This window comes from Stieleria magnilauensis (assembly GCA_007753675.1).
GTDB lineage: Bacteria > Planctomycetota > Planctomycetia > Pirellulales > Pirellulaceae > Stieleria > Stieleria magnilauensis.
In genome coordinates this window covers 1,209,515-1,234,716 of the sequence record CP036432.1, presented here as the reverse complement: position 1 = coordinate 1,234,716, position 25,202 = coordinate 1,209,515, and the positions used below count along the sequence as shown (strand labels likewise).

At 58.9% G+C, this 25,202-nt stretch carries 19 protein-coding genes; 10 read left to right on the top strand and 9 right to left on the bottom strand.

Features of this window, described 5'->3' with window-relative positions; genetic code table 11:
* The first annotated feature begins 75 nt into the window (after nt 1-75).
* Complete coding sequence (locus TBK1r_RS04505; protein WP_095739454.1) at nt 76-369, top strand: transcriptional regulator; 294 nt, start codon at nt 76-78, stop codon at nt 367-369.
* A 206-nt stretch (nt 370-575) separates the two neighbouring features.
* Nucleotides 576-1,697: a hypothetical protein gene (locus TBK1r_RS04500; protein WP_145207718.1), complete on the top strand. Its 1,122-nt coding sequence runs from the start codon at nt 576-578 to the stop codon at nt 1,695-1,697.
* Between the two features lie 268 nt (nt 1,698-1,965).
* Here the strand turns inward: TBK1r_RS04500 and TBK1r_RS04495 are convergent, their stop codons facing one another.
* From TBK1r_RS04495 to ilvD, 5 genes are all read right to left on the bottom strand, one after another.
* Entirely contained in the window at nt 1,966-2,823 is an 858-nt protein-coding gene (locus tag TBK1r_RS04495; protein WP_419580960.1) for a class I SAM-dependent methyltransferase, read from the bottom strand.
* Nucleotides 2,824-2,928: 105 nt separating this feature from the next.
* Nucleotides 2,929-3,375: a Minf_1886 family protein gene (locus tag TBK1r_RS04490; RefSeq protein ID WP_095739432.1), complete on the bottom strand. Its 447-nt coding sequence runs from the start codon at nt 3,373-3,375 to the stop codon at nt 2,929-2,931.
* A gap of 61 nt (nt 3,376-3,436) precedes the next feature.
* Complete coding sequence (locus TBK1r_RS04485; RefSeq protein ID WP_419580959.1) at nt 3,437-4,354, bottom strand: PSP1 domain-containing protein; 918 nt, start codon at nt 4,352-4,354, stop codon at nt 3,437-3,439.
* The gene (locus tag TBK1r_RS04480; protein WP_145207717.1) at nt 4,351-5,337 is read right to left on the bottom strand and encodes a WD40 repeat domain-containing protein; all 987 of its coding nucleotides are present in this window, start codon (nt 5,335-5,337) and stop codon (nt 4,351-4,353) included. The genes TBK1r_RS04485 and TBK1r_RS04480 overlap by 4 nt, the downstream gene beginning before the upstream one ends.
* Before the next feature lie 78 nt (nt 5,338-5,415).
* Nucleotides 5,416-7,092 carry a dihydroxy-acid dehydratase gene (ilvD, locus tag TBK1r_RS04475; protein WP_145207716.1) on the bottom strand — a complete coding sequence of 559 codons (1,677 nt, stop codon included), beginning with the start codon at nt 7,090-7,092 and terminating at the stop codon, nt 5,416-5,418.
* A gap of 176 nt (nt 7,093-7,268) precedes the next feature.
* Between ilvD and TBK1r_RS04470 the strand changes: the two genes are divergently transcribed.
* On the top strand, nt 7,269-7,940 hold the full coding sequence (locus TBK1r_RS04470) for a 3-keto-disaccharide hydrolase (protein ID WP_145207715.1): 672 nt from the start codon (nt 7,269-7,271) through the stop codon (nt 7,938-7,940).
* Nucleotides 7,941-8,079: 139 nt separating this feature from the next.
* Here the strand turns inward: TBK1r_RS04470 and TBK1r_RS04465 are convergent, their stop codons facing one another.
* On the bottom strand, nt 8,080-9,114 hold the full coding sequence (locus TBK1r_RS04465) for an aldose epimerase family protein (protein ID WP_145207714.1): 1,035 nt from the start codon (nt 9,112-9,114) through the stop codon (nt 8,080-8,082).
* A 197-nt stretch (nt 9,115-9,311) separates the two neighbouring features.
* Between TBK1r_RS04465 and TBK1r_RS04460 the strand changes: the two genes are divergently transcribed.
* The 4 genes from TBK1r_RS04460 to TBK1r_RS04445 all read left to right on the top strand — a co-directional run bounded on the left by TBK1r_RS04460 (nt 9,312) and on the right by TBK1r_RS04445 (nt 13,923).
* Nucleotides 9,312-10,391 carry a tRNA dihydrouridine synthase gene (locus tag TBK1r_RS04460; RefSeq protein ID WP_145222019.1) on the top strand — a complete coding sequence of 360 codons (1,080 nt, stop codon included), beginning with the start codon at nt 9,312-9,314 and terminating at the stop codon, nt 10,389-10,391.
* A 16-nt stretch (nt 10,392-10,407) separates the two neighbouring features.
* The gene (locus TBK1r_RS04455) at nt 10,408-11,676 is read left to right on the top strand and encodes a nickel-dependent putative hexonate epimerase (RefSeq protein ID WP_145207713.1); all 1,269 of its coding nucleotides are present in this window, start codon (nt 10,408-10,410) and stop codon (nt 11,674-11,676) included.
* Between the two features lie 402 nt (nt 11,677-12,078).
* Nucleotides 12,079-12,555, top strand: a complete 477-nt coding sequence (rimI, locus tag TBK1r_RS04450; protein ID WP_145222016.1) for a ribosomal protein S18-alanine N-acetyltransferase — start codon at nt 12,079-12,081, stop codon at nt 12,553-12,555.
* 306 nt (nt 12,556-12,861) lie between these two features.
* Entirely contained in the window at nt 12,862-13,923 is a 1,062-nt protein-coding gene (locus TBK1r_RS04445; RefSeq protein WP_145207712.1) for an exonuclease domain-containing protein, read from the top strand.
* Nucleotides 13,924-14,089: 166 nt separating this feature from the next.
* Here TBK1r_RS04445 and TBK1r_RS04440 read toward each other — a convergent pair whose 3' ends face one another.
* On the bottom strand, nt 14,090-15,319 hold the full coding sequence (locus TBK1r_RS04440) for a DUF1015 domain-containing protein (RefSeq protein ID WP_145207711.1): 1,230 nt from the start codon (nt 15,317-15,319) through the stop codon (nt 14,090-14,092).
* A 480-nt stretch (nt 15,320-15,799) separates the two neighbouring features.
* Between TBK1r_RS04440 and TBK1r_RS04435 the strand changes: the two genes are divergently transcribed.
* Nucleotides 15,800-16,534: a hypothetical protein gene (locus TBK1r_RS04435; protein WP_145207710.1), complete on the top strand. Its 735-nt coding sequence runs from the start codon at nt 15,800-15,802 to the stop codon at nt 16,532-16,534.
* 12 nt (nt 16,535-16,546) lie between these two features.
* Here TBK1r_RS04435 and TBK1r_RS04430 read toward each other — a convergent pair whose 3' ends face one another.
* Together TBK1r_RS04430 and TBK1r_RS04425 are read right to left on the bottom strand one after the other, a co-directional pair.
* A complete protein-coding gene (locus tag TBK1r_RS04430; RefSeq protein ID WP_419580958.1) occupies nt 16,547-18,028 on the bottom strand; it encodes a DUF1501 domain-containing protein in 1,482 nt (493 codons plus the stop codon).
* Entirely contained in the window at nt 18,018-22,094 is a 4,077-nt protein-coding gene (locus TBK1r_RS04425; RefSeq protein ID WP_145207709.1) for a DUF1553 domain-containing protein, read from the bottom strand. Before TBK1r_RS04425 ends, TBK1r_RS04430 begins: the two co-directional genes overlap by 11 nt.
* 266 nt (nt 22,095-22,360) lie before the next feature.
* On the opposite strand from TBK1r_RS04425, the gene TBK1r_RS04420 reads away from it, so the two are divergent.
* Together TBK1r_RS04420 and TBK1r_RS04415 are read left to right on the top strand one after the other, a co-directional pair.
* A complete protein-coding gene (locus TBK1r_RS04420) occupies nt 22,361-23,395 on the top strand; it encodes a hypothetical protein (protein ID WP_372895490.1) in 1,035 nt (344 codons plus the stop codon).
* A 163-nt stretch (nt 23,396-23,558) separates the two neighbouring features.
* Complete coding sequence (locus TBK1r_RS04415; RefSeq protein WP_145207708.1) at nt 23,559-25,121, top strand: sulfatase family protein; 1,563 nt, start codon at nt 23,559-23,561, stop codon at nt 25,119-25,121.
* Nucleotides 25,122-25,202: the final 81 nt, after the last annotated feature.

The following is a 25,202-nucleotide window of genomic DNA, read 5'->3' as shown; positions in this document are numbered from 1 at the left end:
GGATTCGGCATCGCGAGTGCAATGGACGGCAATCAAAGCAACCCTTCAACGTATCTCTCTCCGGAGCCCTGGCGCATGCAAAAGACGACGATCGGATCGAACAAACAAGTTGGCGACGAAGTTCCTCAAGAATTGCGTGAGCTGACTGCAGCGATCGACGCCCTCCCCGCACGCTACCGAGACACTGTCGCGCCGGCGCTTTCACGAGCGATCGATTGCAGCACCCGTCGGCGTCGCATCCTGAACCTCGTCCAAGAGGCCCTGTCGCAACTTCGGTTGGACATGAAGTATCTCGTCTTCGACCTCGAAGCGACCCGCCGCGAACGTGATCAGTATCGAGAAATCCTGGAAAAAGAAGACCTGCTCTAAGCGACGTTCCCGATCGAGGTGTTCGACGGGCGGTGTCCGATTCGGCTATCATGCTGCCAATCTCGCCCGCCCCAACCGGACTCACTTGATCGATGAACATGACTCGAACGTTTTGTCTATTTCCTAGTCATCCCGGCTGCCGCTTACGCTCCCGTTGGTTCGCGTCCCGCGCGGGCGTGAGACCTCTCGTGGGAATCGCGCTGGCGATGATGTGGTTCATTCCAGCGGCGTTTTCAGCCCAGCCCGACTTGGAACAGTCGCTTCAAGCGATTGCCAAGACCGACGGCTCGGTGGCACTCGACCAAGACGCGTCGGCAGCCGCCCACCAGCTTCAGTCGCTGCCCAGTTCTCAAGTCACCGATGTTCTGGAGGGTTTTGACAACGCCTCCAAACGCGGGAAAAACTGGCTGCGGGCGATCGCGGCCGATGTCAGTGACAATGGGCCCTTTCCCAAAGACGCGTTGCTGGGGTTCTTTGCCGATCGCTCCAAGAACGCCGACGCTCGCTACGTCGCGTACCAGCTGTTGACCCAACACGACCAGGGGCTGACGTCCGAATTGCTGGCCGATGCCGAAACCGACCCCTCGCTGCCGATCCGTTACCTGAAGATCGAATCGTTGATCCAGGCGGGCGCGGAGCTGATGTCGACGCAACCCGATCAGGCCAAGCAGGTCTTTCGCCAAGTGATCGCCCATGGCCGAAGCCCCAAACAGCTAGAAAAAACGGCCAAGCTCCTGGCCGACCTGGACGTCAACATTGACCTCGCCGAAGAACTGGGCATGATGCGTCGCTGGTGGCTGATCGGCCCCTTCGACAACACCGACAGCGAACACTTCGACACGGCCTACGTTCCCGAAAACCGTTACCTCGAATCGGGATCGCCGATCGCCCGAGATGCCGCCGGCGAACCCAAACCGGAAACAGGAAAGAAACGAACCGTCACGTGGCAACAAATTGAAAGCGATGACAACCTGGGCATGGTCGATCTGAACGGACCGCTGTCCAACGAGAAAGATGCCGCCGCTTACCTGTTTGCCACCTTCACCGTCGACGGCGAAGCAACGCCGATGCCGGCACAGATTCGCATCGGCTGCATCACCGCCAACAAAGTTTGGATCAACGGCAAACTCGTGTCCAGCAACGAAGTCTATCACTCGGGAACCCGCATCGACCAATATGTCGAAGACTGCGAGTTGGTCGATGGCGAAAACACGGTGATGATCAAAGTCATGCAGAACGCCCAAACCGAACCCTGGGCACAAGATTGGCAATTCCAATTCCGATTGACGCGTCCCGACGGATCGGCGATCAAAACGAATGTGTTGTAGCGGGAACGCGTTGGTGTTTGGGCGTTAGCCGACACCGCGAAGTGACGCGTCGTTTCCTCGGATTGGAGGCCGTAGGCTCGCGCCAAACGGCTGATCATCGTTTGACATCAGCCGGTTCGCGCCAGCGTCCGGGCGGCGGCTGCATGAATGTTGACGTTTTGGTGCGGGGCGTGGGCAGAACGCCTGACACGCGGAACGCCTGCGGCGTTGCAGATGCGCCTAAAGGCTGGACACCAACGTAGCGTCTGAAGGCTGGACAGCAGCGCGATTACCGCTCTCGCGCGGGGCCGATGCGTTTGAGCACCTGTTCGGTCGGCTCCGGTTCGATCACTTCGAGTGGGCTGTCGTCGCGGGCGAAAAACATTAGATGTTGCCACGGCAATTCGTTGTATTCACGCACCAGCTTGAACCCGTTGGCGTGGTATTCCTTCATGATCTGACGCTTCGACATCTTGTGCAGCAGCTTGATCGGAACCGTCGGATCCTCTTTTCGGTACTCCAGCAACGCCACGACTCCGGTAGGCGTCAAGGAACGCCGAATCTCCCAGAGCATGGATTGCGGGTGCGAAAACTCGTGGTAGACATCGACCATCAACAGCAAGTCGATGGTGTTCTCCGGCAACTTCGGATTGTCGATCGTTCCCAACACCGGGCGAATGTTTTTCAGGCCGAATTGATCGGCGCGTTGACGGAGTTTCTGCAACATCTCCGGCTGGATGTCGACGGCATAGACGGCTCCTTCCGGCCCGACCTTTCTAGCCATCGGCAGCGTCCAATAACCGTTGCCGCAGCCGAGATCGCAAAGCACCATTCCCGGCTTGAGTTCGAGTTTCTGAAACGATTCGGAAGCACTTTCTTCTTCGTCGCGTTCCGGTCGCACCAACCAGGACGCGCCGAGATGGCTCATCGGTTTAGCAACGACACGTCCCAGATAACTTTTGCGTGCCTGCTCCTTGGGTTTTTCGTCAGCCGCTTGAGAGGTCTCGTTTGCCGACGGCGAACTCTCTTCAACGGCGGCGTCTTGTGCGACGCAGTCCGGATGAAGCGTCAGGGTTCCACTCAACGTGAACGCGACCATCAAGCAGCATGCAACGCGCATCACGCAAAGCTGGGCGGGTGAGATCATGGATGGCATGGTGGTAGAAGCTTCCAGCTTGCTTATGTTTCACAACGGCTGCCGGATGCAATGGCAATCACGAGGCTGACCCCACTTTGGCGACCGAATGCGTGCTTAGCATTCCAGATCGTCAACGACTTTCGACAACGAGAACTCGGGTTCGAACGCGCCGTCGAAGGGGTAAACGTCGTCAAAGTCTTCACGACGATCCGACTCGCTCTTTCGCATCTGCTCGATGCGAATCAGATTGTAGACGATTTCACCGAAGTCGCTGGTCGATTTGATTCCCCACGACCCCAAGACCATGCTGCCCAGGTAGCCGTATTGGTCGATGGCGTATCGACGACAGGCTTCACAGAGTTGCTGGCCGGTGATGTGTTTGGGCCGCCCTTTGGACATCGATTCCGCCGAGACGGCGGCTTCGGTCAGCTCGGGCAGATGCTCGTGGGCAAACTGCAGGGCTTCTCGGATGAACTGATAAGCCTCGTACTTGTACCGCGCGTCCTCCTTCAACAATTTTCGCATCGCTTGGAGGGGCGAGTTGGTCAATTCATTGCTCATGTCGCGGTCTATCTTGATTCGATTTTATCAGATTCATCACACCGTCGTCCTCGACCAACCGTCAAGCGTCTCGGGTGCCGCCTTGGCGCCCGCTGCGGCGGGGTTTGGCTGGCGGCGGAGCCTTGGTCACGCGAACGACTTGGTCGACACTTAACAGTATCCTCCGTTTGTCCTCCGTCCGCACCATCAATTGTTGCGAAAGAATGTCGTGAGCCAAGACCGAAGCGTTGCCTTCTCGGGTCAAAATCTCCGCACCGATCGGCGGCAGCTCGGCCGCCAGCGCCTCATAGGTCTCAAACTCATAGCGTAAACAACATTTTAGTCGCCCGCATCGCCCAGAGATTTTTGTCGGATCCAGGGTCGATCGTTGCAGTTTAGCCATCTTCATCGAGACCGGCGGCATCTTGCTCAAAAACGTCGCACAGCACAGCGGTTGTCCGCAATCGCCATAATCGGCCAGCAGCTTTGCCTCGTCGCGGACGCCGATCTGCCGCATTTCGATCCGGGTCTGGAACTCGCCGGCCAGATCGCGGACCAACTGGCGAAAATCGACCCGCCCCTCGGCGACGTAGTAGACGACGATCCGTTCTCCGCCGAGCAGCCGTTCCACGTCCACCAGGTCCATTTTCAACGCCCGCGCGTCGACGCAGCGTTGACAGATCGCCAGATCATCGCGGGTCTGCCCCTGGATGTGTTCCCACTGCTTGCGGTCGTCCTCGGAAAGCCGCCGGACGATCTTTCCCGCCGTCGGTTCGTTCATCGAATCCAGCGCGTTGGGCGTCGCTTCACAGAGCACCGTGGCGATCTCGGTCCCGCGTTCGGTCCGCGCGACCACCTGATCGTTATAGCGAAAACTCTCCCGCGCACTGAGCACGCCGAGAATTCGCATGGAGCCGAACCGGGCGACATATTCCCAGTTTTTTTTCGGTTTGGGCGGTTCCGATTCCGTCACACGTTCCGGCAGATCCGGACTCGTCATTCTTTGGCCTCGGCCGTTTTCGCGACGGCGGGTTGCCACGCCCAACGTTGCCCGGCGGTGACGATGCCGTTCTTGCGGGTGCCGACGAGCAATTGCCCAGCCCCCCGAAAACAGAGCGCCCAAACACCGCTTTCGGCACCGATCGTCGACACGCTGCCTCCGGACGCGAAGTGGATTTTGCCACTGACTTCAGATGCCGCGATCTGGCCGGCGTCCGAGACGGCGATTCGGGTGATCCAGTCCGTGCCCTTGGCGATCGATTCCGGTTTCGCATCCGGTTTGGCTTCGACACGGTACAGATTGCGATCGGCCGAACCGACGATCAGCGACGCATCGCTTTCATACGCCACACACCATGCGGTCTCTTCACCCACCGCCACGGCCCCGGTGCTTTCCAGCTCGGGCCATTTCAGCAGATGGACTTTTCCTTCACCATCGGTGGCGGCCAGCTGGGTCTTGTTGGGAGAAAACGCCAGCGACGTGATTGACGCCTGACTGAGCTCCACTGATTTGGACACCTTGGCGTCAGCGATGCTCCAGGCAAACAGTTTCCCCGATTCGTTCCCCGCGACGATCATCTGGTCATCGGGTGAAACGAGGATTTTTTGGCACCATCGTTCAAAGGCCCCCTCGTGGGTCGTTGGCGTTTTGGCGTCGACATCGTAGACGACCAAGTTGCCCTTGTAGTCCGCGCTGGCGATCTTCTTGCCATCGGACGTGGTCGCCACCGTCCACACGGCCGCGGGATGCTCGTAAAGCTGCTCCAGTTGGCCGGGCGCGTCGGCTTGGAACCTTGCGACCGATCCGGGGCGTAACAGCAATCCGGTTGCCGTGCCGGCGACAAAACTTCCGTCACCGGCAGCGGTAATCGAGGTGATCCAAAGCGATTCGGAATCGACGGCTTGTCCGCCGCCGGAATCGTCAGCTTGGCAAGAGAGCGTTAGCAGACCAAGAAATAACGCGGCTAAACAACGGATTTTCATGAGTCGCATTTTGAGCAAGGAGGGAATCGAGGGGGGGAATCATCAAGCTTCATTGTAACGCTTTCTGATCACGCCATCCTACTCGTCGGTCACGCAACCTTCGCTGGCCGATTTGACGGTCTTGATGTACTTGTACAGCGTCCCGCGATTCGCCTTGAGCGCCGGGGCTTTCCACGCCGATTTCCGCGATGCGATTTCTTCGGCCGACAGCGACACATCCAGCGAATTGGTTTCCGCGTCGATGGTGATTTGGTCACCGTCCTGGAGCAATCCGATCGGGCCACCGAGCTGCGCTTCGGGGGTGACGTGCCCGACGATGAACCCGTGGCTCCCGCCGCTGAATCGACCGTCGGTGATCATCGCGACGTCGGATCCCAAACCGGCTCCCATGATCGCACTGGTCGGCGTCAACATCTCCGGCATTCCGGGACCACCTTGCGGGCCTTCGTACCGGATGACGACGACGTCGCCTTTCTGGATCTGCTTCTGCTCCAGCGCCGCCAACATTGCTTCTTCGCTGTCAAAGCAACGGGCCGGGCCGGTGAATTTCAATCCTTCCTTCCCGGTGATTTTTGCCACCGCGCCCTCGGGCGCCAAACTGCCTTTGAGAATTCGAATGTGGCCGCTGGGTTTGATCGGTTTTTCAACCGTGCTGACGATCTTTTGCCCTTCTTTTAGTCCGGGTAGACCTTCGACGTTTTCGGCCAGCGTCTTGCCGGTCACGGTCAGACACGAACCGTCCATCAGTCCTTTTTCGAGCAGGTACTTCATCACCGCCGGCGTCCCACCGATCGAATGCAAGTCTTCTTGGACGAACTTTCCACTCGGTTTCAGGTCGGCCAGGTAGGGAATCCGATCGCTAACCGATTGGAAGTCATCGATCGAAAGCGGAACGTCAACGCTGCGTGCCATCGCGATCAAATGCAACACGGCGTTGGTGCTGCCGCCGAGTGCCATCACGGTGACCATTGCGTTTTCGAATGCGGCGCGCGTCATGATGTCGCGCGGCTTGATGTCCTTCTTCAACAACTCCAACATCGCTTCGCCGGCCAATCGGCACTCGTCTTTTTTCTGTTGATCTTCCGCCGGAGCACTGGCGGAATAGGGAAGCGACATGCCCAACGCTTCGATCGCGGTGGCCATCGTGTTGGCCGTGTACATGCCACCACAGGCTCCCGCGCCCGGACAACTCTTCTCGACGATCTCTTGACGCTCGTCGTCGGTGATCTGGCCGGCGATGAACTGGCCGTAACACTGAAAGGCGCTGACGATGTCCAGTTTTTCTCCGTTGCGGAACCCGGGTTTGATCGTGCCGCCGTAAACCATGATGGCCGGACGATTCAAGCGTCCCATCGCGATCAGACAACCCGGCATGTTCTTGTCACAGCCGGGAAGCGCGATCAGCCCATCGTACCACTGGGCCGCCATGATGGTTTCAATCGAATCGGCAATCAGATCGCGGCTTTGCAGGGAGTAGCTCATCCCATCGGTGCCCATCGAGATCCCGTCGCTGACACCGATGGTGTTGAAACGCATCCCAACCATGCCCGCCGCTTCCACGCCCTGCTTGACCTCGGCGGCCAAGTCCAGCAAGTGCATGTTGCAGCTGTTGCCCTCGTACCAAACACTCGCGATCCCGACCTGGGGCTTGTCCATGTCTTCGCGGGTCAATCCCGTCGCGTAGAGCATCGCTTGGGAGGCACCCTGACTTTTCGGCTGCGTGATTTTGCTCGAGTATTTGTTCAGCTGGGACATCGGTAACGGTGTTTGGGGAAAGGGGGATGAAGACGTGGCGTAAGCTTCCAGCTTGCGGTGGGGGCAAAAAACCGAGGCAGTTCATCGCACGGGAGCTCTGACGGCTATTATCATGATCGCTGCCCGTTTCACAATCCGCCGGACTTTCGGCGATTCCCGCCATCGGATTCCCCGCCATGCCCAACTTCCCGCGTCCAACCCTGCTGTCCGGATGGTCGTGCCTGGTCTTGCTGGCCGCCTGCCTGGTACCCGCCGCCTGCTCGCCAGCCGCTGACACCTCCCCGGGCGATGAGGTTCCCTTGTTCGACGGACAAACCCTCGACGGATGGAACGGTGACACCCAATGGTTCCGCGTCCAGGACGGTGCGATCGTTGCCGGCAGTGCGACGGAAAAAATACCCGCCAACCAGTTTTTGTGTACCGACAAGACCTATCGCGATTTTGAATTGACCGTCGACGCGAAACTGGTCGGTCAAGGCAATAACGCCGGAGTGCAATTCCGCACCAAACGCATCCCGAATGATACCGAAGTCATCGGCTATCAGGCCGACATCGGATTCATGCCCAACGGCACCTGTTGGGGGGCGTTGTACGATGAATCCAGACGACGAAAGTTTTTGGCCGAATCGCCTGAGTTGGCGATGAAGACGGTCAAACGCGGCCAGTGGAACACGCTGAAAATCATCGCCCGCGGCGACCGGATCCAGATCTTTTTGAACGGCGTCCAAACGGTGGACTACACCGAGCAAGATCCCGAGATCGAACGCGAGGGCGTGATCGGGCTGCAGGTCCACAGCGGGCCGCCGCTGGAGGTCTACTATCGCAACGTGCGGTTGAAAGAACTGTGAGCGGCGCTGGTCGTCGCCCGCAAGCGGAAAAGGGGTCAGGTAGGCGGTAGTGGACGAGGCGACGAGTCCTTGCCAATATGCCGACTGCAGAGGACTCGTCGCCTCGTCCACTACCCGAAAATCTAGCTGAGACGGAATACTAATTGACGCCGAAACGATGCACCGTCGTTTCAGAAATCTTGTCCCCCGGTCGCAGCAGCGTGCTGGGAAAGTTCGGCTTGTTGGGCGCGTCGGGGTAATGCTGAGTCTCCAGACAGAACGCGTCGTGCGATCCGTTGCCCGCGTTTTCGGGTCCGCCGCCGAGATGATTGGCCGTGTAGAGTTGGATCCCGGGCTGTGTCGTTTCAATCTCCAACGTCCGCCCCGACTCGGGATCGGCCACCAAGGCCGCTTTTCGTAACTGGCCCGTCTCGCCACGCACGACGTAGCAGTGGTCATAACCCTTGGTCGCGGGGAGCTGGTCGAGGCGGTCGCCCAGCGGGGTCGGCGTGCGGAAATCCAGTGGCGTCCCCTGCACGTCGTTGTACTTACCGGTCGGGATCAAGTCCTCGTCGACGTCCAAGAACTGATCCGCCTGGATCGTCGCCACATGGTCTTTGGCGGTCCCCGTCCCCGCACCGCGCAGATTCCAATAGCTGTGGTTGGTCAAATTGACGTGCGTCGGCTTGTCGGTGGTCGCCGAATAGACGATTTTCAGCTCGTCGGCGTCGTTCCAGCTGTACTCGGCGGTCACATTGACGTTGCCGGGGAAGCCGTTGTCCCCATCGGGGCTGGTCAGGCGGAACCGCACGCCGACCGATCCGTCCTGCTCCAGTGTCTCCGCCGTCCAAACCTGGTAGGAAAAATTCTTGATCCCGCCGTGCAGTTGGTGTTTTCCATGATTGACGACCAGAGCATACTCAGTGTCGTCGATCGTGAACTTCGCGTTGCCGATGCGATTGCAGAACCGACCGACACTGCTGCCAAAGTACGGATGCCCGGCGACATAGCGATCCAGGGAATCAAAACACAGATTGACATTGGCCAGCTTTCCGTCGCGATCGGGCACTTCGACGTCCAGCAGCGTGGCGCCGAAATTCATCACGCTGACTCGGTGGCCGCTCGAATTGATGAGCGTGTAGCGGGTGATCGGTTGGTCGTCGGCGGTTCCAAACGGTGCGGTTTCGATCTTCATGGTCGATGGGATAGGCGGTTTTAACGACGGGAAAAACAGAGACAATGCGAGACAATGCAACGAAATCAATCGACGGCAAGCTCAGGTAACACCACATCATGACGGGTCCGCTTGGGGAATTGAATGGGGGCACCGTTGGCGTCGGCGATCGACAGGTCGCATCCGGCGGGCGGTCGCGTTCTGTCGCATCCGCCCCCATGGACACCTCTGAAACGGCGGCCCCCGGTCGATACCCTGACCTGAACATCGGCAACGTTCGGATCGGTTTCCCGGTCGTGCAAGCGGCATTGAGTGGTTACAGCGACCTGCCCATGCGTGTGATCGCGCGACGACATGGCGCCAGCTACAGCGTCTGTGAAGTGATGCTGGACCAGTTCTTGTTGGCGCTGGGTAAACGACAAAAGACGAAACACTTCTTGGACATTCATCCCGACGAACACCCCGTCGGCGGACAATTGATGGGCGCCGAACCGGAGCAGTTTTCGCTCGGGGCGCTCAAGTTGGTCGAAGCCGGGTTCGACATCATCGACGTCAATTTCGGCTGTCCGGTGAAAAAGGTTTTGGGACGATGCCGGGGCGGTTTTCATCTGTCACAGCCGAAGGTCGCGATCGAAATCTTGCAGCGGACCCGCGACATCGTTCCGCATCACATCCCGGTCACCGTCAAGATGCGTCGCGGCATCGACGACACACAACAATCCCGCGATGCGTTCTTCGAAATCTTGGACGGTGCCTTGGACGCCGGTTTGGCCGCCGCCACCGTCCACGGCCGAACCGTCGTCCAGCGTTATGTCGGACCCAGTCGTTGGCAGTTTTTAAGCGAAGTGAAATCACACGTCGGCCGATCGATGCAGATTCTCGGCAGCGGCGATCTGTTCTCCGCCGAAGACTGCCTGCGGATGATCGACCAAACGGGAATCGACGGCGTCACGGTTGCCCGCGGCGCGATCGGCAACCCCTGGATTTTCCAACAAGCCCGCGCGTTGGCCGGCGGACAACCGCTGCCCGACCCGCCGTCGCTGTACCAGCAAGCCGATGTGATGCGCGAACACTTTACGCTCTGTGAGCAAACCTATGGCGCGGGGCGGGCCCCCTTGTTGATGAGAAAATTCGCCATTAAATACAGCCAATCGCACCCGGACTATGAATCGGTTCGCCAGGCGTTTGTCAAAATTAAAACGCGCGACGATTTCGAATCTGCGCTTCAAATCCATTACGGCAGCGACGGCCCCGGGCGGATGATCCCCCGCGATTGCCACGGCAGCCAGGAAGAATGACACCGGACCACGGACCATGACGACCTATTTTGAAACCGGCAGCGAATCGACTTCACTCACATCGGACGACTTGCGTCGCGCGCTCGAAGAAACCTTCGCCAAGATCGGGCTGCCCGAAAAAGCGTTGTTGTTGCCGCCCGACCACACACGACTGTTCAGCCGCGCCGGTGAAATCACGGCGCTGTGCCACGAGATGCTGGGCGAACGCGTCGCGGACATCATGCCGGCACTGGGCACCCATAGCGCGATGAAGCCCGAGCAACTGTCGCACATGTTCCCCGGTGTGCCGCTGGATCTGTTTCGCCCCCACCGCTGGCGCGATGACGTGGTCACCTTGGGCACGGTACCGGCGTCGTATGTTTCTGACGTCACCGGTGGGGTGTATGACAAACCGTGGAAAGCCCAAGTCAACAAATTGCTCCGTGACGGCGGCCACGATCTGATCTTTTCGATCGGCCAAGTCGTGCCGCATGAAGTCATCGGGATGGCCAACTACAACAAAAACGTCTTTGTCGGAACCGGTGGCGTCGAGGGGATCAACGAGAGCCACTACTTGAGCGCGGTCTACGGCATCGAACAAACACTGGGACGGGCGAACACGCCTCTGCGGCAGATCCTCAACTACGCCCAAGACGAGTTTTGCAAGGGCATGCCGATCGTCTACGCCTTGACCGTGATCCAGCAAATGCGCGACGGAACGCTGCACACGCGTGGTCTGTACATCGGCGATGATCACGAAACGTTCTTCAAAGCCGCCGAGCTCGCCTACCAAGTCAACATCACGCACCTGGAAAAGCCTCCCCAACACGTCGTCGCCTACCTGGATCCGTCGGAATTCAAAAGCACCTGGCTGGGGAACAAGGCGATCTACCGGACTCGATTGGCGATCGCGACCGGCGGACGGCTGACCATCCTGGGCCCGGCGGTGGAAGAGTTTGGAGAAGATGGCGAGATTGATCGGCTGATTCGCAAGTACGGCTACCGCACCAAAAAAGAGATCGTGCAGTTGGTCGCCGAAAACGAAGACTTGGCCGCCAACCCATCGGCCGCGGCACACCTGGTTCATGGCTCCCATGAAAACCGTTTTGAAGTCGTCTATGCGGCTGGAAAGCTCACTTCGCAAGAGATCTCGTCGGTCGGATACACGCCCGGCGACATCAACGCGTTGATGAACCGTTACAACGTCGGCACGTTGACCGACGGCTGGCACACCGACGTCGACGGCAGCGAATTCTACTACATCCAGAACCCGGCTTTAGGGCTTTGGCAAGCTGAGTTGAGTTAGCCAGAAAATTTTCCCCAGATTGCTGTCTTTTCGGTAGCGTCCCCCCGACAGAACCGTTTGAATCTAATTATTCAATGGGAAGGACGCAGCGCCCTCGATGATTGATTCGCAACGTCTTGCGGATCCGGTCGGGGCGGGGCACACGCGTCCCGGAACACATGCAGTGAGAGAATTAAACGCGCCAATTCGAAAGACTTCACAATCTGTCTTGGTTCGGGCCGGGTCGTTTGCTATTTTCCCCGCACACGGCAAACGACGCGATGATCGAGACGATTTGCTGGTTTTGTTGACGCATTTTTCGAATTACCGGACCGGTGACACCGGCCGGGTTTCGTCTCGCTGGAAAGGAGCCCAGAAGTGAAACAAGCCAAAGAAACTCCGGTCTGCGTGCACATCCGCTGGATGATTCGTCGCGACATGCCGTCCGTCCTCGCAATCGAACAGAGCTGTTTCGAATTTGCCTGGACCGAGGAGGATTTCATCCGTTGCCTGCGACAACGCAATTGCATCGGCATGGTCGCTGAGAAAGACGACGAAATCGTCGGCTTCATGATCTACGAACTGCACAAGAACCGACTGCACATTCTGAATTTCGCCGTCCATCCCGACCAACGCCGCCACGGCGTCGGAAACTCGATGTGCAGCAAGCTGTTCGGAAAACTGTCGCACGAGCGCCGCAATCGCATCATGCTGGAAGTCCGAGAAACGAACTTGGACGCCCAGCTGTTCTTCAAGAATCTCGGGTTCCGGGCCATCAGCGTGCTCCGCGACTTCTACGACGACACCGTCGAAGACGCCTACCTGATGCAGTACCGCTACCACCCCAGCGCCAGCGAAATCGCCCAACCCGGCAACCGCATCTCCCGCATGGCCGGCTAGTCGACTATCGCAGCTCAATTTTCGGGTAGTGGACGAGGCGACGAGTCCTCTGTAGCCGGAAGATTGGCAAGGACTCGTCGCCTCGTCCACTACCGCCTACCCGAAAACCAAGGTGTGGCGGAATACTCGTGGGGTAAGCATTCCTGCTTGCCGCTTCGCAGGGTTCCCACCCTGGCGTCCACCTCGTTCCGATGGTGGCAGCCTCCACGACCGTGATGCTCCCAGGCGGAGCCTGGAAAAAAGAGAATCGCAAGCTGGAAGCTTACGCCACTTGGGAATCGTGGCGTCGGCCCGTAAACTTTCGCCATGACGTTCCTGGCAAATTTTACGGCGATCGATTTCGAAACGGCGAACCGACGTCGCGACAGCGCCTGTCAACTCGCCGCGGTCGTCGTGCGCGACGGCCAGATGGTTCGGGAAAAGATGTGGATGATCCGCCCGGACCCGTTCTTTTTTTCACCGGGCAACATTCGCATCCACGGCATCTCCCCGGCAGACGTCCAACACGAACCGACCTTCGGCGAGTTGTGGGGCGAGATTGCAGCGTTCCTGGCCGACGACTGCCTGATTGCCCACAATGCCCCGTTTGACATCGGCGTCTTGATCGGGTGCCTGCAGCGGCACCAGTGCGACATCCCCGATCTGCGGTTCTCCTGCACGCGACTGATCGCACGTCAAACCTGGCCCGACCGCCGACGCTTCGGGCTCAAGCCGCTCTCGGATTGGCTGGGCGTCGAATTCAAACATCACGACGCACTGGAAGACTCGCGGGCGTGCGCCAAAGTCTTGTTGGCGGCGGGAATCGCCCGAGCCGCCGAGTCGATCGAAGACCTGGAACAGAAACTCCGCATCGAGCGTGGCAAAGCGGGCCCCTGGGGCGTCAGCCACGCGTCAAAGAAGGGCAACCCGCGCAAGTCGGCGTCCAAACGAAAAACCGACAAGGGACTTCCCAAGCGGACGCTACGGCGTGGCGGCAGCCAACTGTTGCCGCTTCCGATGAACCCGTTCGACGAAGCCGCCATCGTTGGTGAGTCGCAAGCCGGCTACGCGGACGCGACGACACGATCACTGACATCGACCGAATCCGCCATCGACTTGCAGCGGCTGTCGATCCGGGCGGAATTCATTCAGCCGCTGCGTGGCAAACAGATCGTCTTCGTCGGCCGGCTTCAGGTCATCAGCAATGAACAAGCGATTGACTTGGCCCGTCGCAGCGGCGGCGTTCACCAAGTCGACATCGACGCATCGACCAATTGCGTGGTGCTCGGATCGTCCGATGTCGATCGACAGCAAGTCGATGACCTGACCGGTCGAGCAGAATTAGAAATCCTGACCGAGTCCGAATTTCTGGCGCGGATCGGACTCTAAAACATTCGGTGAACCGCCGCGATCCGTTCGGTCCCCGCGATTAGCGGAACGGCGCGAGCCGTAAGGTGCCACAAGCGAGTGTTAGCGGAACGGCGCGAGCCGTCCGGTGCCGCCGCTCGGCGGCACGAAAGACCGGAGGGCTCGCGCCCTGCCGCTATCAACGGGTTCAGTCCAACAGGTGCGTCAGCAATCCGCTTCGCAACTTCGGCTCGAACCAGGTGCTCTTGGGCGGCATCACTTCTCCGGCATCGGAAACCGCCATCAATTGCTCGATCGATGTCGGGAACATCGAAACGGCAATCGCCCACTCGCCCGAGTCGACCCGTTTCTCCAGTTCCTTCGTCCCGCGGATCCCGCCGACAAAGTCAATGCGCGGATCGGTGCGAACATCTTCGATTCCGAAGATCGGGCGAATCACCCGCTGCTCCAAAATCGCGACATCCAGGCTGTTGATCGCATCGTGATGATCAATCGAATCGGCCGGAACCCGCAGCCGCCACCATTTCCCATCCAGGTAAATGCAAAACGTTCCCGCGCGGTCTGGAACCGGATCGCTGGTTTCTTCCAGCTTGCCGACGCCGCTCAATCGCTCGCGAATCTGATCGGGTGTTTGGCCATTGAGATCTTTGATGATTCGGTTGTACGCCAGAATGTTCAATTGAGACGCCGGGAACAACACCGTCAAAAACCAGTTGTACTCTTCGGTTCCGTTATGATCGGGATTGGCTTCACGTCGAGCTTTCCCGGCGCGCCAGGCACTGGCCGCCCGGTGGTGCCCGTCGGCGACATAGAATTCCGGCACCGCGGTCAGGGACGCGACGTAGGCGGCACTTTTTGCGACACGCCAAACGGTGTGTTGGACGCCATCGTCGGCCATAAAGTCGTACAGTGGGGTTTCTCGGATCGCGGCATCGACCAACCCGTTCAAGTCGGGATCATCCCGATAGGTCAGAAAGACCGGGCCGGCGTGGGCGTTGAGCGTCATCACGTGACGGGTCCGGTCGTCTTCTTTGGCCGGTCGCGTGAATTCGTGCTTCAGGATCAAGTTGTTCTCGTAATCCTCCACGTGACAGCAGCACACGACACCGACTTGGCTCTTGCCGTTCATGATCTGGCGATACAGAAAAACGCTCGGCTCGGCGTCTTGTTTGAGGACCCCGTCGCGGATCAAACGCTGCAGGTTCTCGGCGGCCTTGGCGTAAATTTCATCCGCGTAGGGATCGGTTTCCGGCGGCAGATCAATATCCGGGCGAACCACATGCAAGAACGAGTCCGGGTTTCCATCGGCCAACGCTGCCGCTTCGTCACGATTGACGACATCGTAAGGAACGCTGGCGACCTGGGCGGCTTTTTCCGCGGTGGGGCGAACGGCACGAAACGGTTGAACGCGTGGCATCGGAGGGGTTTTTCGCTGGAGAGACGGTGAAGGGAGACCAGAAACGCGAACGTTATAAGCGCACCACCGGCTCTGCAACACCCCGCACCGCCCGTCCTGAAAGCGTCTAGCACCGCTCAAAGGTCGCATTTTTCCGCGAGGTTTCGCCGTTTCTCGACGATACTGTACTTTCCACTCACCGTCTGCCTGCGTCCGACCATTCCATCAGCCGTCACCTGCACCGTGTCGCCGGGGAAAAGAGAGAAGGTCAAAAAATTTGTTGGTCAAAAAATGCTGTCACCCTGCAGGCCTTCCCGCCACCCCCGACATTTTTTGACCAACCCATTTTTTGACCAACTCTTCCTGCCAAGAATGCTGGGCACCTCCGTCACGATTTTTGCGGAGTTCCCCCGTTTTCGAATGACAAATCCCCTTTTTGCCCGTTCTAGAATCAACGTGTACCGACCCAGCAAGACGCCGTCACACAATCTCATTCACACCATGAATCGACTCCCGTTGCTCCTCGTCGTCCTCGCCGTTTGCCTGGCCAATGACTGCCGGCAGACCGCTCTCGCCCAAAATGCGAATCTGAAACGATTCCAGCAGCAGCAACAGCAGATGCAGCGGCGGATGGACCAGGCGGTGAAGGATGCCGCGAAGAATCAGCCGGATCTCCCCAGCGACCCTGAATTGCTTTCGCTGCACAAAGAGTTCATCGTCAAAGCGGAAAAACTGGCCGGGGAATACGAACGTAAAAAACAATACGACAAGGCTCGCGAAGTCTTCGAGGCGATGGCGCGTCTGGTCCCCAAATACCCCGAAGCCGACGCGGGCGTGAAGCGGATGCTGCAGATGCAATCGATGAAGGATCGCAAGGTGATCAAAGTCGAGGCAACCGGAGGCTGGCAAGATTCTGGGGCGCAGCTGATCAAGGGCATGCCGGTTCACGTCGAAGTCAAAGGCACGTGGAGAGTGGTGTTGGAAACCGGACCGGAGGGAATTGAGATCCCTGAAAAGATGAGACCACGCGACTCGCGAATCAAACTGGGGACGCTGATCGGCGTGATCGCATCATCGCCCAGCGAACTGGAAACCGCCAAGCCGTTTGTGGTCAAACACGGTGGCGACTTTGTCGCCGATGCTTCCGGACGTTTGTTCCTACGGATGTTCGACGTCGACCCGACCGACAACCAAGGCGAGATGCTGGTGCTGATCCAAAGCACGTTCGGCAATTAGTGCTTCCACTACTTAGCTGAGGATGCCCGTCAAGACGTTGCCATGGACATCGGTTAGCCGCATGTCGCGTCCGCTGTAACGGAAGGTCAGTTTCTCATGATCGACGCCTAGCAGGTGCAGCACCGTCGCCCAGAGGTCATAGACCGTGCACTTGTTCTCGATCGCGTGGTAGCCCAATTCATCGGTTGCACCGTACCACGTGCCGCCCTTGATCCCGCCGCCGGCCAGCCAAACGCTGAACCCTTGCGGATTGTGGTCCCGCCCGTTGCTGCCTTGCGAAAACGGCGTCCGGCCGAATTCCCCCGCCCACACGATCAACGTCTCATCGAGCAACCCTCGGGCCCGCAGATCTTTGATCAACGCAGCGATCGGCTGGTCGACTTGAAATCCCATCGCCCGGTGTCCTTTCTCCAGATCACCGTGTTGATCCCATGGGTTGGCCGCTCCACCGGCACCGATCCCTTTCGTCAAACAACTCAGTTCGATGAACCGGACACCGCGCTCGACCAACCGTCGAGCCAGCAAACACTGACGCGCATACGCCGCTTTCTCTTGATCGCTGGAATCCAACCCGTATTGGCGTCGCGTCGACTCGCTTTCGTCAGAGATGTCACACAGCTCCGGCACGGACGTCTGCATCCGAAACGCCGTTTCATAGTTCTCAATCGCCGCTTCAACTTGTGGGTCGCCCCCGGCTTGATTCAAAAACTGTTGGTCGAACGATTTCGCAAATTCCATGCGCCGCCGTTGATCATCACGCAAGCCTCGCGCACGCACATTGCGGATCGCTTCGGCCTGGTCCGCTTTCAAGACCGATCCCTGATGTTGTGCCGGTAGAAACCCGCTGCTGAACAGACTCAATCCGCCGTGCGGCACGACCGCGTTGCCGCTCTGCAAGACGACAAAACCGGGCAGGTTCTCGTTCTCGCTGCCCAGTCCGTACGAGCACCACGCCCCCGCGCTGGGATGCCCCATGAAGGGAAACCCCGAATGCATCACAAAGTTACCCTGCGCGTGCTCGTTGACCGGTGTCGTCATCGAACGAACCACAGCCAACTCATCCGCCACCGACGCAATTTCGGGAAACATGTCGCTGATCGGCAACCCCGACTCGCCGGACGGTTTGAACGTGAACGGGCTGGCCATCACGTTGCCGTTACGATTGAACTGAGTCCGTTCCACCTGAACCGGCATCGGCTGTCCGTGCAACGCTTCCAGTTTAGGTTTTGGATCAAACGAATCGACGTGCGAAACGCCGCCGGACATGTAACAAAAAATCACATGCTTGACTTTGGGCGGGTGATGAAACGTTCGCAGCGCCGCGTCATCGGGCAAGACCGCTTCCGGCGCCGCCCCGCCCGAGTTTCCCCATCCGTTGCACTGCATCATCGCCGTCAGCGCCGCGGCACCGAATCCGGTCGAACAGCGTTCCAGAAACAGTCTGCGTGAGCGACGCATTGGCAGCGGCGGGTGTGGTCGATGATCAGCGAACATAAAGAAACTCCTGGAACGACAGTAACGCGCGAGCCAACTCGGACCAGGCCTGCCCCGTCTCGCTGAGCTTGGATTCGGGAATCGACTTCCATTGACGGTTCAATTCTTCCAGCGATGCGCGATCCCGTTGCATCGCATTTCGTTCGGCTTCGGTCAGTTGTTTCAGCAGGACTTCTTCGGAAACGAAGGATGCCGAATTCGACGCCGATGCCGCGATCTGTTCCGCCGTCAACGCACGGTCATAAAGCCTCGCCTGCAGGATCGTGCCGGATAGCAAGCGATTTCCGCCCGCGGGCAGATGCCGGATCCCGAACCCGACGATGGACTCGCCCGGGTCAAACGCCAGTGGCCCACGACTGCGATACGACTTCCCATAAGGCTGACCGTTGCGATAACCGACGATCTGGCCGTCCGCATCATAGCTGATCGCAATCTGCACCGGTTGGCGATCGGCCGACGACTCCTCGGGGCCGCCAAACGGTTCGGTGCGCTGGAAGCTGTTGCTGCCGGCGAGCCACTGCCGGCGATCTCGCTCGGCGAACACGATCGCGTCAAACAACACGCCATTTTTCGATTGCAGTGTCATCGCACCGCCGCCGCGCTGGTTCAGATCATTCAGCTTCACCCAAACCTCCAACGTCTTCTGTGACAGCGGGACGTCGATCGGATCGGTCAAGGCATAGCCGCCACCGGTCACGATCAACCCCTGTTCGGTTTGCCGCGCACCATTCTTCAGCGTCACGTTCGCACTACCGACTTGATCGTTCAGCCCCGTCGTGAAGTCCCAACGGCCGATCGGCGAAGGCACTTCGACCGTTGACTGCTGGCCGCCGGATTCGGCTTGGTCGTCAAGACGCTCGCGGGCCATCTGCCACCGGGCGCCGATCGCCGATTCGACTTGGTTGATCTGCAGTTGCAACTCGGCTCGCTGTCGTGTCCGCTCGGCAACGACCAAACGCATCTCGTCCAAGAACGTTTCCGATTGGGCGATTTCCTGATCCGACGGTTGCCGACCGAACGCTTCAAGGAACATGCGAACGATACCGTTGCGGTCGCCATCGGACGCTGCCTCCGCCAGGGCTCGACTTGCCCAATCATTGGCGACGCCGGCGATCTGGGAATCATTCATCATCGCCAGCGACTGAGCGGGAACATTGGTCACGTCCCGCCGGCCGACGCTGCTGAACGGTTCGGGAAAATCAAAGGCGCGTAGGAAGGGGTCCAAATCATTGCGGATCACCCGAACATAAATGCTCCGGCGCGGCGCAGCGGCCCCGACGGGCGGGCCAAACTGTCGGTCGTCCAATCGCCCCGAGACACTCAACAATGCGTCCCGAATCGCTTCGGCCTCCAACCGCCGTACGTTCGCTCGAGCCAGCAGCACATTCTCCGGGTCCGCTTTCTCGACGCCCGGCAGCGGCAACGATGAGCGTTGCCAGGTTTCCGAAGTCACGACGAGCCGAATCAATTTCTTGATCGACCATCCGTCCTTGGCGAACCGAATCGCCAGCCAATCGAGCAACTCGGGATGCGAGGGCGGATTTCCTAGACGTCCAAAATTGTCCGGCGTGGAGACAATCCCTTTGCCGAACAGATGGTGCCAAATGCGATTGACGATCACACGCCGAGTCAGCGGATTGTCGTCCCGCAACAAATCCTCGGCCAACTCCGCACGTCCGCTGATCGGCGATTGATACGCGCGGTCATCGATCACTTCGAGAAATCGTCTCGGCACCGGCTCCGCCAGTTGCTTGTGATTCCCGCGGACCATCAGCGGCTGGTCGACTCCCTCAGATTCCTCTAAACCGGGAACACGTGTCGGAACGGGGATCTCATTTTCAAGTTTTCGGTATCGGTCCACCAGCGCTTTCAACTCGGGAAGCCGACCCAACGCATTGGGCAATGTACCGGTCCGCATGCAATCGTCCAGCAGGATCGCTTGTGCGTCTGTCATCGAGCCCGATTTCCAATCCACCACGGCACGTCGAATCGACGCAAGCAACAACGACTCCAGTTCCGACCAATCGGCTGGCACAACGACCTCGGTTGCATCGGCGGCACCCGCGGCCTGATCAGACTCGATCAACGCCAAGAACGCTTCCGATGCCGGCTTGGGAACTTCGCGATCGTTGTCCGTCACGACGACTCGCCGCACGCCGAACCACGACCGCGGCTTGTCGGACGTCAACAAGGGCGCGTCCATCGCGGTCGCCAACTCCAAATGAACCGCGTCGCCACTCCAGTACGACAGATCGAACCGCTCCAGTTTCCAGTCGCCGTTGAGTCGAGTGACCGGGTAGACGGTCCCGCTGCGCGGATAGTCCTGTACCACGTAACGAATGCTGGCGTCGCCTGCGCCGATCACCTCGGCACAGATCGCCTGGCCGTCTTTCAAATAAAAATCGGGTGACGTCAGCCGCCCGGGATGCTTCGACGAAAGCCCGTGCGTGTAGACGCCTGCCGGGTAGATGCCAGACAAAACCGCCTCGCCATTTACGTCCATCGAAAACTGCCCCGCGGCTGTATCTCCCTCCAGTCCCAAGCCAGACGAATACCAACGGGACCGTGCACCATCGTCTCCCAGACCCCAGTGCGCGCTTGCCGAGTTTGTAAAGAACTCGTCATACATCTTATGATGATTCAATTGAGACTCCACCGTCTCGGTCCAGGCCGCCTGAAAGGGTGTTCCATCGGAGACCTTTTGACGCAGCCCCTGCAAGACGTTGACCAAGCCGACCGACTTGCCGGGTTTCGAATCTGAATTCAACAATCGCTCCGTGGCGACGTTGGATTCGACCAGCCACTGTGACGCGACCGATTCGCGGATCTGCGTTTTCAGTTCCGCCAGCGTCTCGCGGTGAAGTTCTTGTTTGGACGGTAGGTCGATCACCTGCCGTCCTGGTCTGCACGAAGCCAAGACACCGAACAACGCGTAGTAATCGGCCTGGCTGATCGCATCAAACTTGTGATCGTGACAACGGGCGCAAGAAACCGTCAGCCCCAAAAATGCTTTGCTAAAGACATTGATTTGATCGTCGATGAATCGAACCTTTTCATCCAAAGCGTCGGTGGGCGCGAATCCATGAAACACCATCCGCCAATGTGCCGTCCCGACGATCGACTCGTTGATCCCTAGCTGCGGATTGATTCTCGGTTCAGGCAACAGGTCGCCGGCGACGTGTTCCCGCAGCAGTTGGTCATAGGGAACATCTGCGTTGAGCGCGCGAATCAGATAGTCGCGATAGTGCCAGGCGTTTTGAATCCGCGGATCGCCTTCGCTGCCGTGGGACTCGGCGTAACGAATCCAATCCATCCAATGTCGCGCCCACCGCGGACCAAATTGATCACTCTCCAACAGCTGGTCGATCAGTTCTTCGACGGCCGCCTGACGATCCGGCGCATCGTCGATCCGCCGTGTCCAGCTCGTTGCCTGATCGGCTGACGGCGGCAGGCCAGTCAACGTCACATACAAGCGGCGAACCAGGGTCGCACCATCGGCGGCAGGAGACGCCTGCAACCCGCTACTTTCCAGTTCACGGTTGATAAAGCGGTCGATCGGATGGGGCGAATCGTTTCGGTCGGCGGGCGGATCATTGGAAACGATGGGTCGGAAGCTCCACCACTGCTTTCGCCGCTCCAACTTTTCGGCCCACGACCGGGACGCTTGAAGCTCCTCGTCGGTCGGCGGTTTGTCGCGGGGATCGGGCAACCCGATGCGAATCCATTTTTCAAAATCACGAACGATGGATTCGTCCAGCTTGGGCCCACCTTCGGGCATCTCCAGGCCCTCGATTTCGTGACGCAGGATCTTGATCAGACGACTTGCGCCCGGATCGCCTGCGACGACGACCGCACCTTCGTCACCGCCACGCAGCACCGCGTCACGGTGATCCATTACCAATCCCCCCTCGGACGAGTCGACGGAGTTGTGGCACGGATAACAATGCTCGACCAACACCGGCCGAATCTTCGCCTCAAAGAACTCCAGCTCCGCCTCCGAGATCGTTTTGGCCTTTGCGAGGGAACTGAAACCGCAGGCCAAAAGGAGCATGAATGTCAAACGCATCGAGGTCTCGATCCAGGTTTTGAATTGAATTCCGCCAGCCTAGCCCACCACAGAACGCCGAGCAAGCTTTGCGCGGATCGCCCCGCGTCACCGGTGAAATCGGGAAAACCGTTACAGATCTTCCAATTGGTTGCCGATCAATCTTGACAAGGGGGAAGGCCATCGTCCAACCGCATGCGCGGGTGCGTTTCATTGCATCCCGCCCAGCGATAGCCGATCTCCGTTGTTTCATGCTGATGATTTGATCCAAACCAACGGAAAAAGCGATGACAAACTCGCTCAAGGAAACCTTCGCCGCCGTTTCGAAATGGTGCGGCCGAGGCCTCGCTGTCACCTTGTTCGCAGGCCTGGCGAATTCAGGAACCGACGTCAACGCCCAGCGGCCTGTCGTCCCCGGCACCGGCAGTGAAATCGTTGGCGTCTCGGACGACTTCGAAGACCCCAATTGGGGTTATGTGCCGCGGAACCCCAAGAGCACCGAGGACATCGACGAAAATCAACGCGGCCCGATGGGGCGTAGCACCAACGGTCGCTGGTACGAAGGCATCAAACGCGGGCATCCCGACGAAGTCAAACGGGTAGCGACTCCACCGGGCGGAATCCCCGGCAGCACCGGAGCGTTGTTGATGCGAAGCAAGTTCACCGGCATTCCCGGCCGGCCCAGCGGCACCATGCACCAAGACGACTTCGTCGCAAACGTCCAATACCGCCTGAAACGACGGATCGACATCGCCGAAGTCCCCAGCGTGACGACGCGAGTCTATCTTCCGCCGGTGGAGAGCTGGGAAAACCGCAGCGGACCGCATTTCGGATTCCGACTGGCGTTGGAAACCACCGCGATGGTCGACAAAGAAGTCGGCGTCGGGATCTTCAAACGCACCACCCAGGAAATGGGCAACGAAGTCTACTGGCCCGGGATGTTCGTGGAATTCGAAAGCAAGTCCACCACCCGCAAGGACCACGATTACGCGTACCTGCGTGTCCGCGGCAACCAACGCGGCGGTGATTTCCGCGGCCCCCAAATCACGACGACCGGCTGGTGGACTCTGGGCATGAGTGTCACCCCCGACGGAATGGTGCACTATTACGCTTCGCCCGGAGTCGATGACTTGACCGAAGACGACTACATCACCAGCCAGTTCCCATACGGTTATCGCGCCGAACGCTTCCGAACGTTTTTCTACAACGTTTGCAGCGCCGATGACGGACAGCGTTGGAGCACGACGTTTGTGGTCGACGATCCGAAGGTCTACGTGCTGCGTCCCAAAGGCCAACGCATCGCCACCCGACCAACCCGCTAGCCACAACTGGCAGTGGCGTAAGCTTCCAGCTTGCGTTCCAGGCTGCTTTAGCAGCCAGCGGCCAGAATCTCCGAAACGCAAGCTAGAAGCTGACGCCACTTTCGGTTTAGACTACGGGGCTCTCGATTGTCTAATCCCGCCGAATTCGGAGCCCACCCCCAAGATGTTCATCCAGACGCGTCTTCTCACGCCGGCGTTTTCCACCGCGCTGGCGTTTCTGTTTTTGTTGCACCCTGAAGCACGGTCAGCGGAACTTCCCGCGACGCCCCAGCGCGAAGGTGTCAAACCGCGCAACGTCGTCTTTATTTTGACCGACGATCATCGCTTCGACGCGATGGGATTTGCCGGGCATCCGTTTCTGGAAACCCCGCACCTGGACGCGATGGCCGCCAACGGTGCGCACCTGAAGAACGCCTTCGTCACGACCAGCTTGTGTTCGCCGAGTCGAGCCTCCATCTTGACGGGACTGTACACCCACAAGCACCGTGTGATCGACAACAATCGCCTGGTCCCGGACGGGACGCTGTTCTTTCCACAGTATCTGCAGCGTGCGGGCTATGAAACGGCGTTCATCGGAAAATGGCACATGGGCGGCGACCATGATGATCCGCGGCCCGGCTTCAACCATTGGATCAGCTTTCGCGGCCAAGGCAATTATCTTCCGCCCGGCCCGAAGTACACGCTCAACGTGAATGGCAAACGCGTCAAACAAGAAGGCTACATCACCGACGAATTGACCGACTATGCCGTCGACTGGTTGAAGCAACGCGATGGTGACGAACCGTTCTTTTTGTATCTGTCGCACAAGGCCGTCCACGCCAACTTCACGCCCGCCGAGCGACACCAAGGGCGCTACGCCGACGCCGACCTCAGCTTCCTGCCCCGCGGTGAGAACATCAAGGCAGAAAACGATGCCCCGCGCTGGGTCCGCGACCAACGCAACAGCTGGCACGGAATCGATTTCTCTTACCACAGCGATAAAGGCTTGGATTACCTGTATCGCCGTTATTGCGAATCGATCTTGGCCGTTGACGACAGTGTCGGCCGCGTGATGCAACAACTCAAAGACATGGGCGTGCACGACGACACCCTGGTCATCTACATGGGCGACAACGGGTTCATGTGGGGCGAACACGGCTTGATCGACAAACGCGTTTCCTACGAAGCGTCGATCCGCGTCCCAATGATGATGCAATGCCCGAATCTGTTTGAAGGCGCCAAAGTCATCGAAAACGTGATCGGGAACATCGATGTCGGACCCACCATCCTTCACGCCGCCGGCCTGCAGACGCCCTCGTACATGGATGGCGAAAGTTTCCTGGACATTCCCAACAAACCCGATTCCCCGTGGCGCGACTACTTCTTGTACGTCTATTACTGGGAGAAAAACTTTCCGCAGTCACCGACGCAATTCGCACTGCGGGGCGATCGCTTCAAGTACATCACCTATTACGGCCTTTGGGACGTCGACGAACTGTATGACCTGACGACCGACCCGGGTGAAACCAAAAACCTGATCAATGACCCAGACTACAAGTCGGTGGCCAAAGAGATGGAAAACAAATTGTACGCGATGCTCGGAGACGCCGGCGGAATGGACATCCCGATGAACCAGCCCAAAGGCAACAGCCAAAACAAACGCTGGGATGATCGTGGAGGCCATGAGGCGGCGGATTTCCCGAAATCCATCGTCGTCGACGAACCGATCAACCGCCAAGCCCAATAGCCCTGGCGGTCGCTATCTCCACGTCGCCCGCTGACAAGACGATGGTTGGCAGAATGATGGTTGGCAGAATGATGCTCAGCG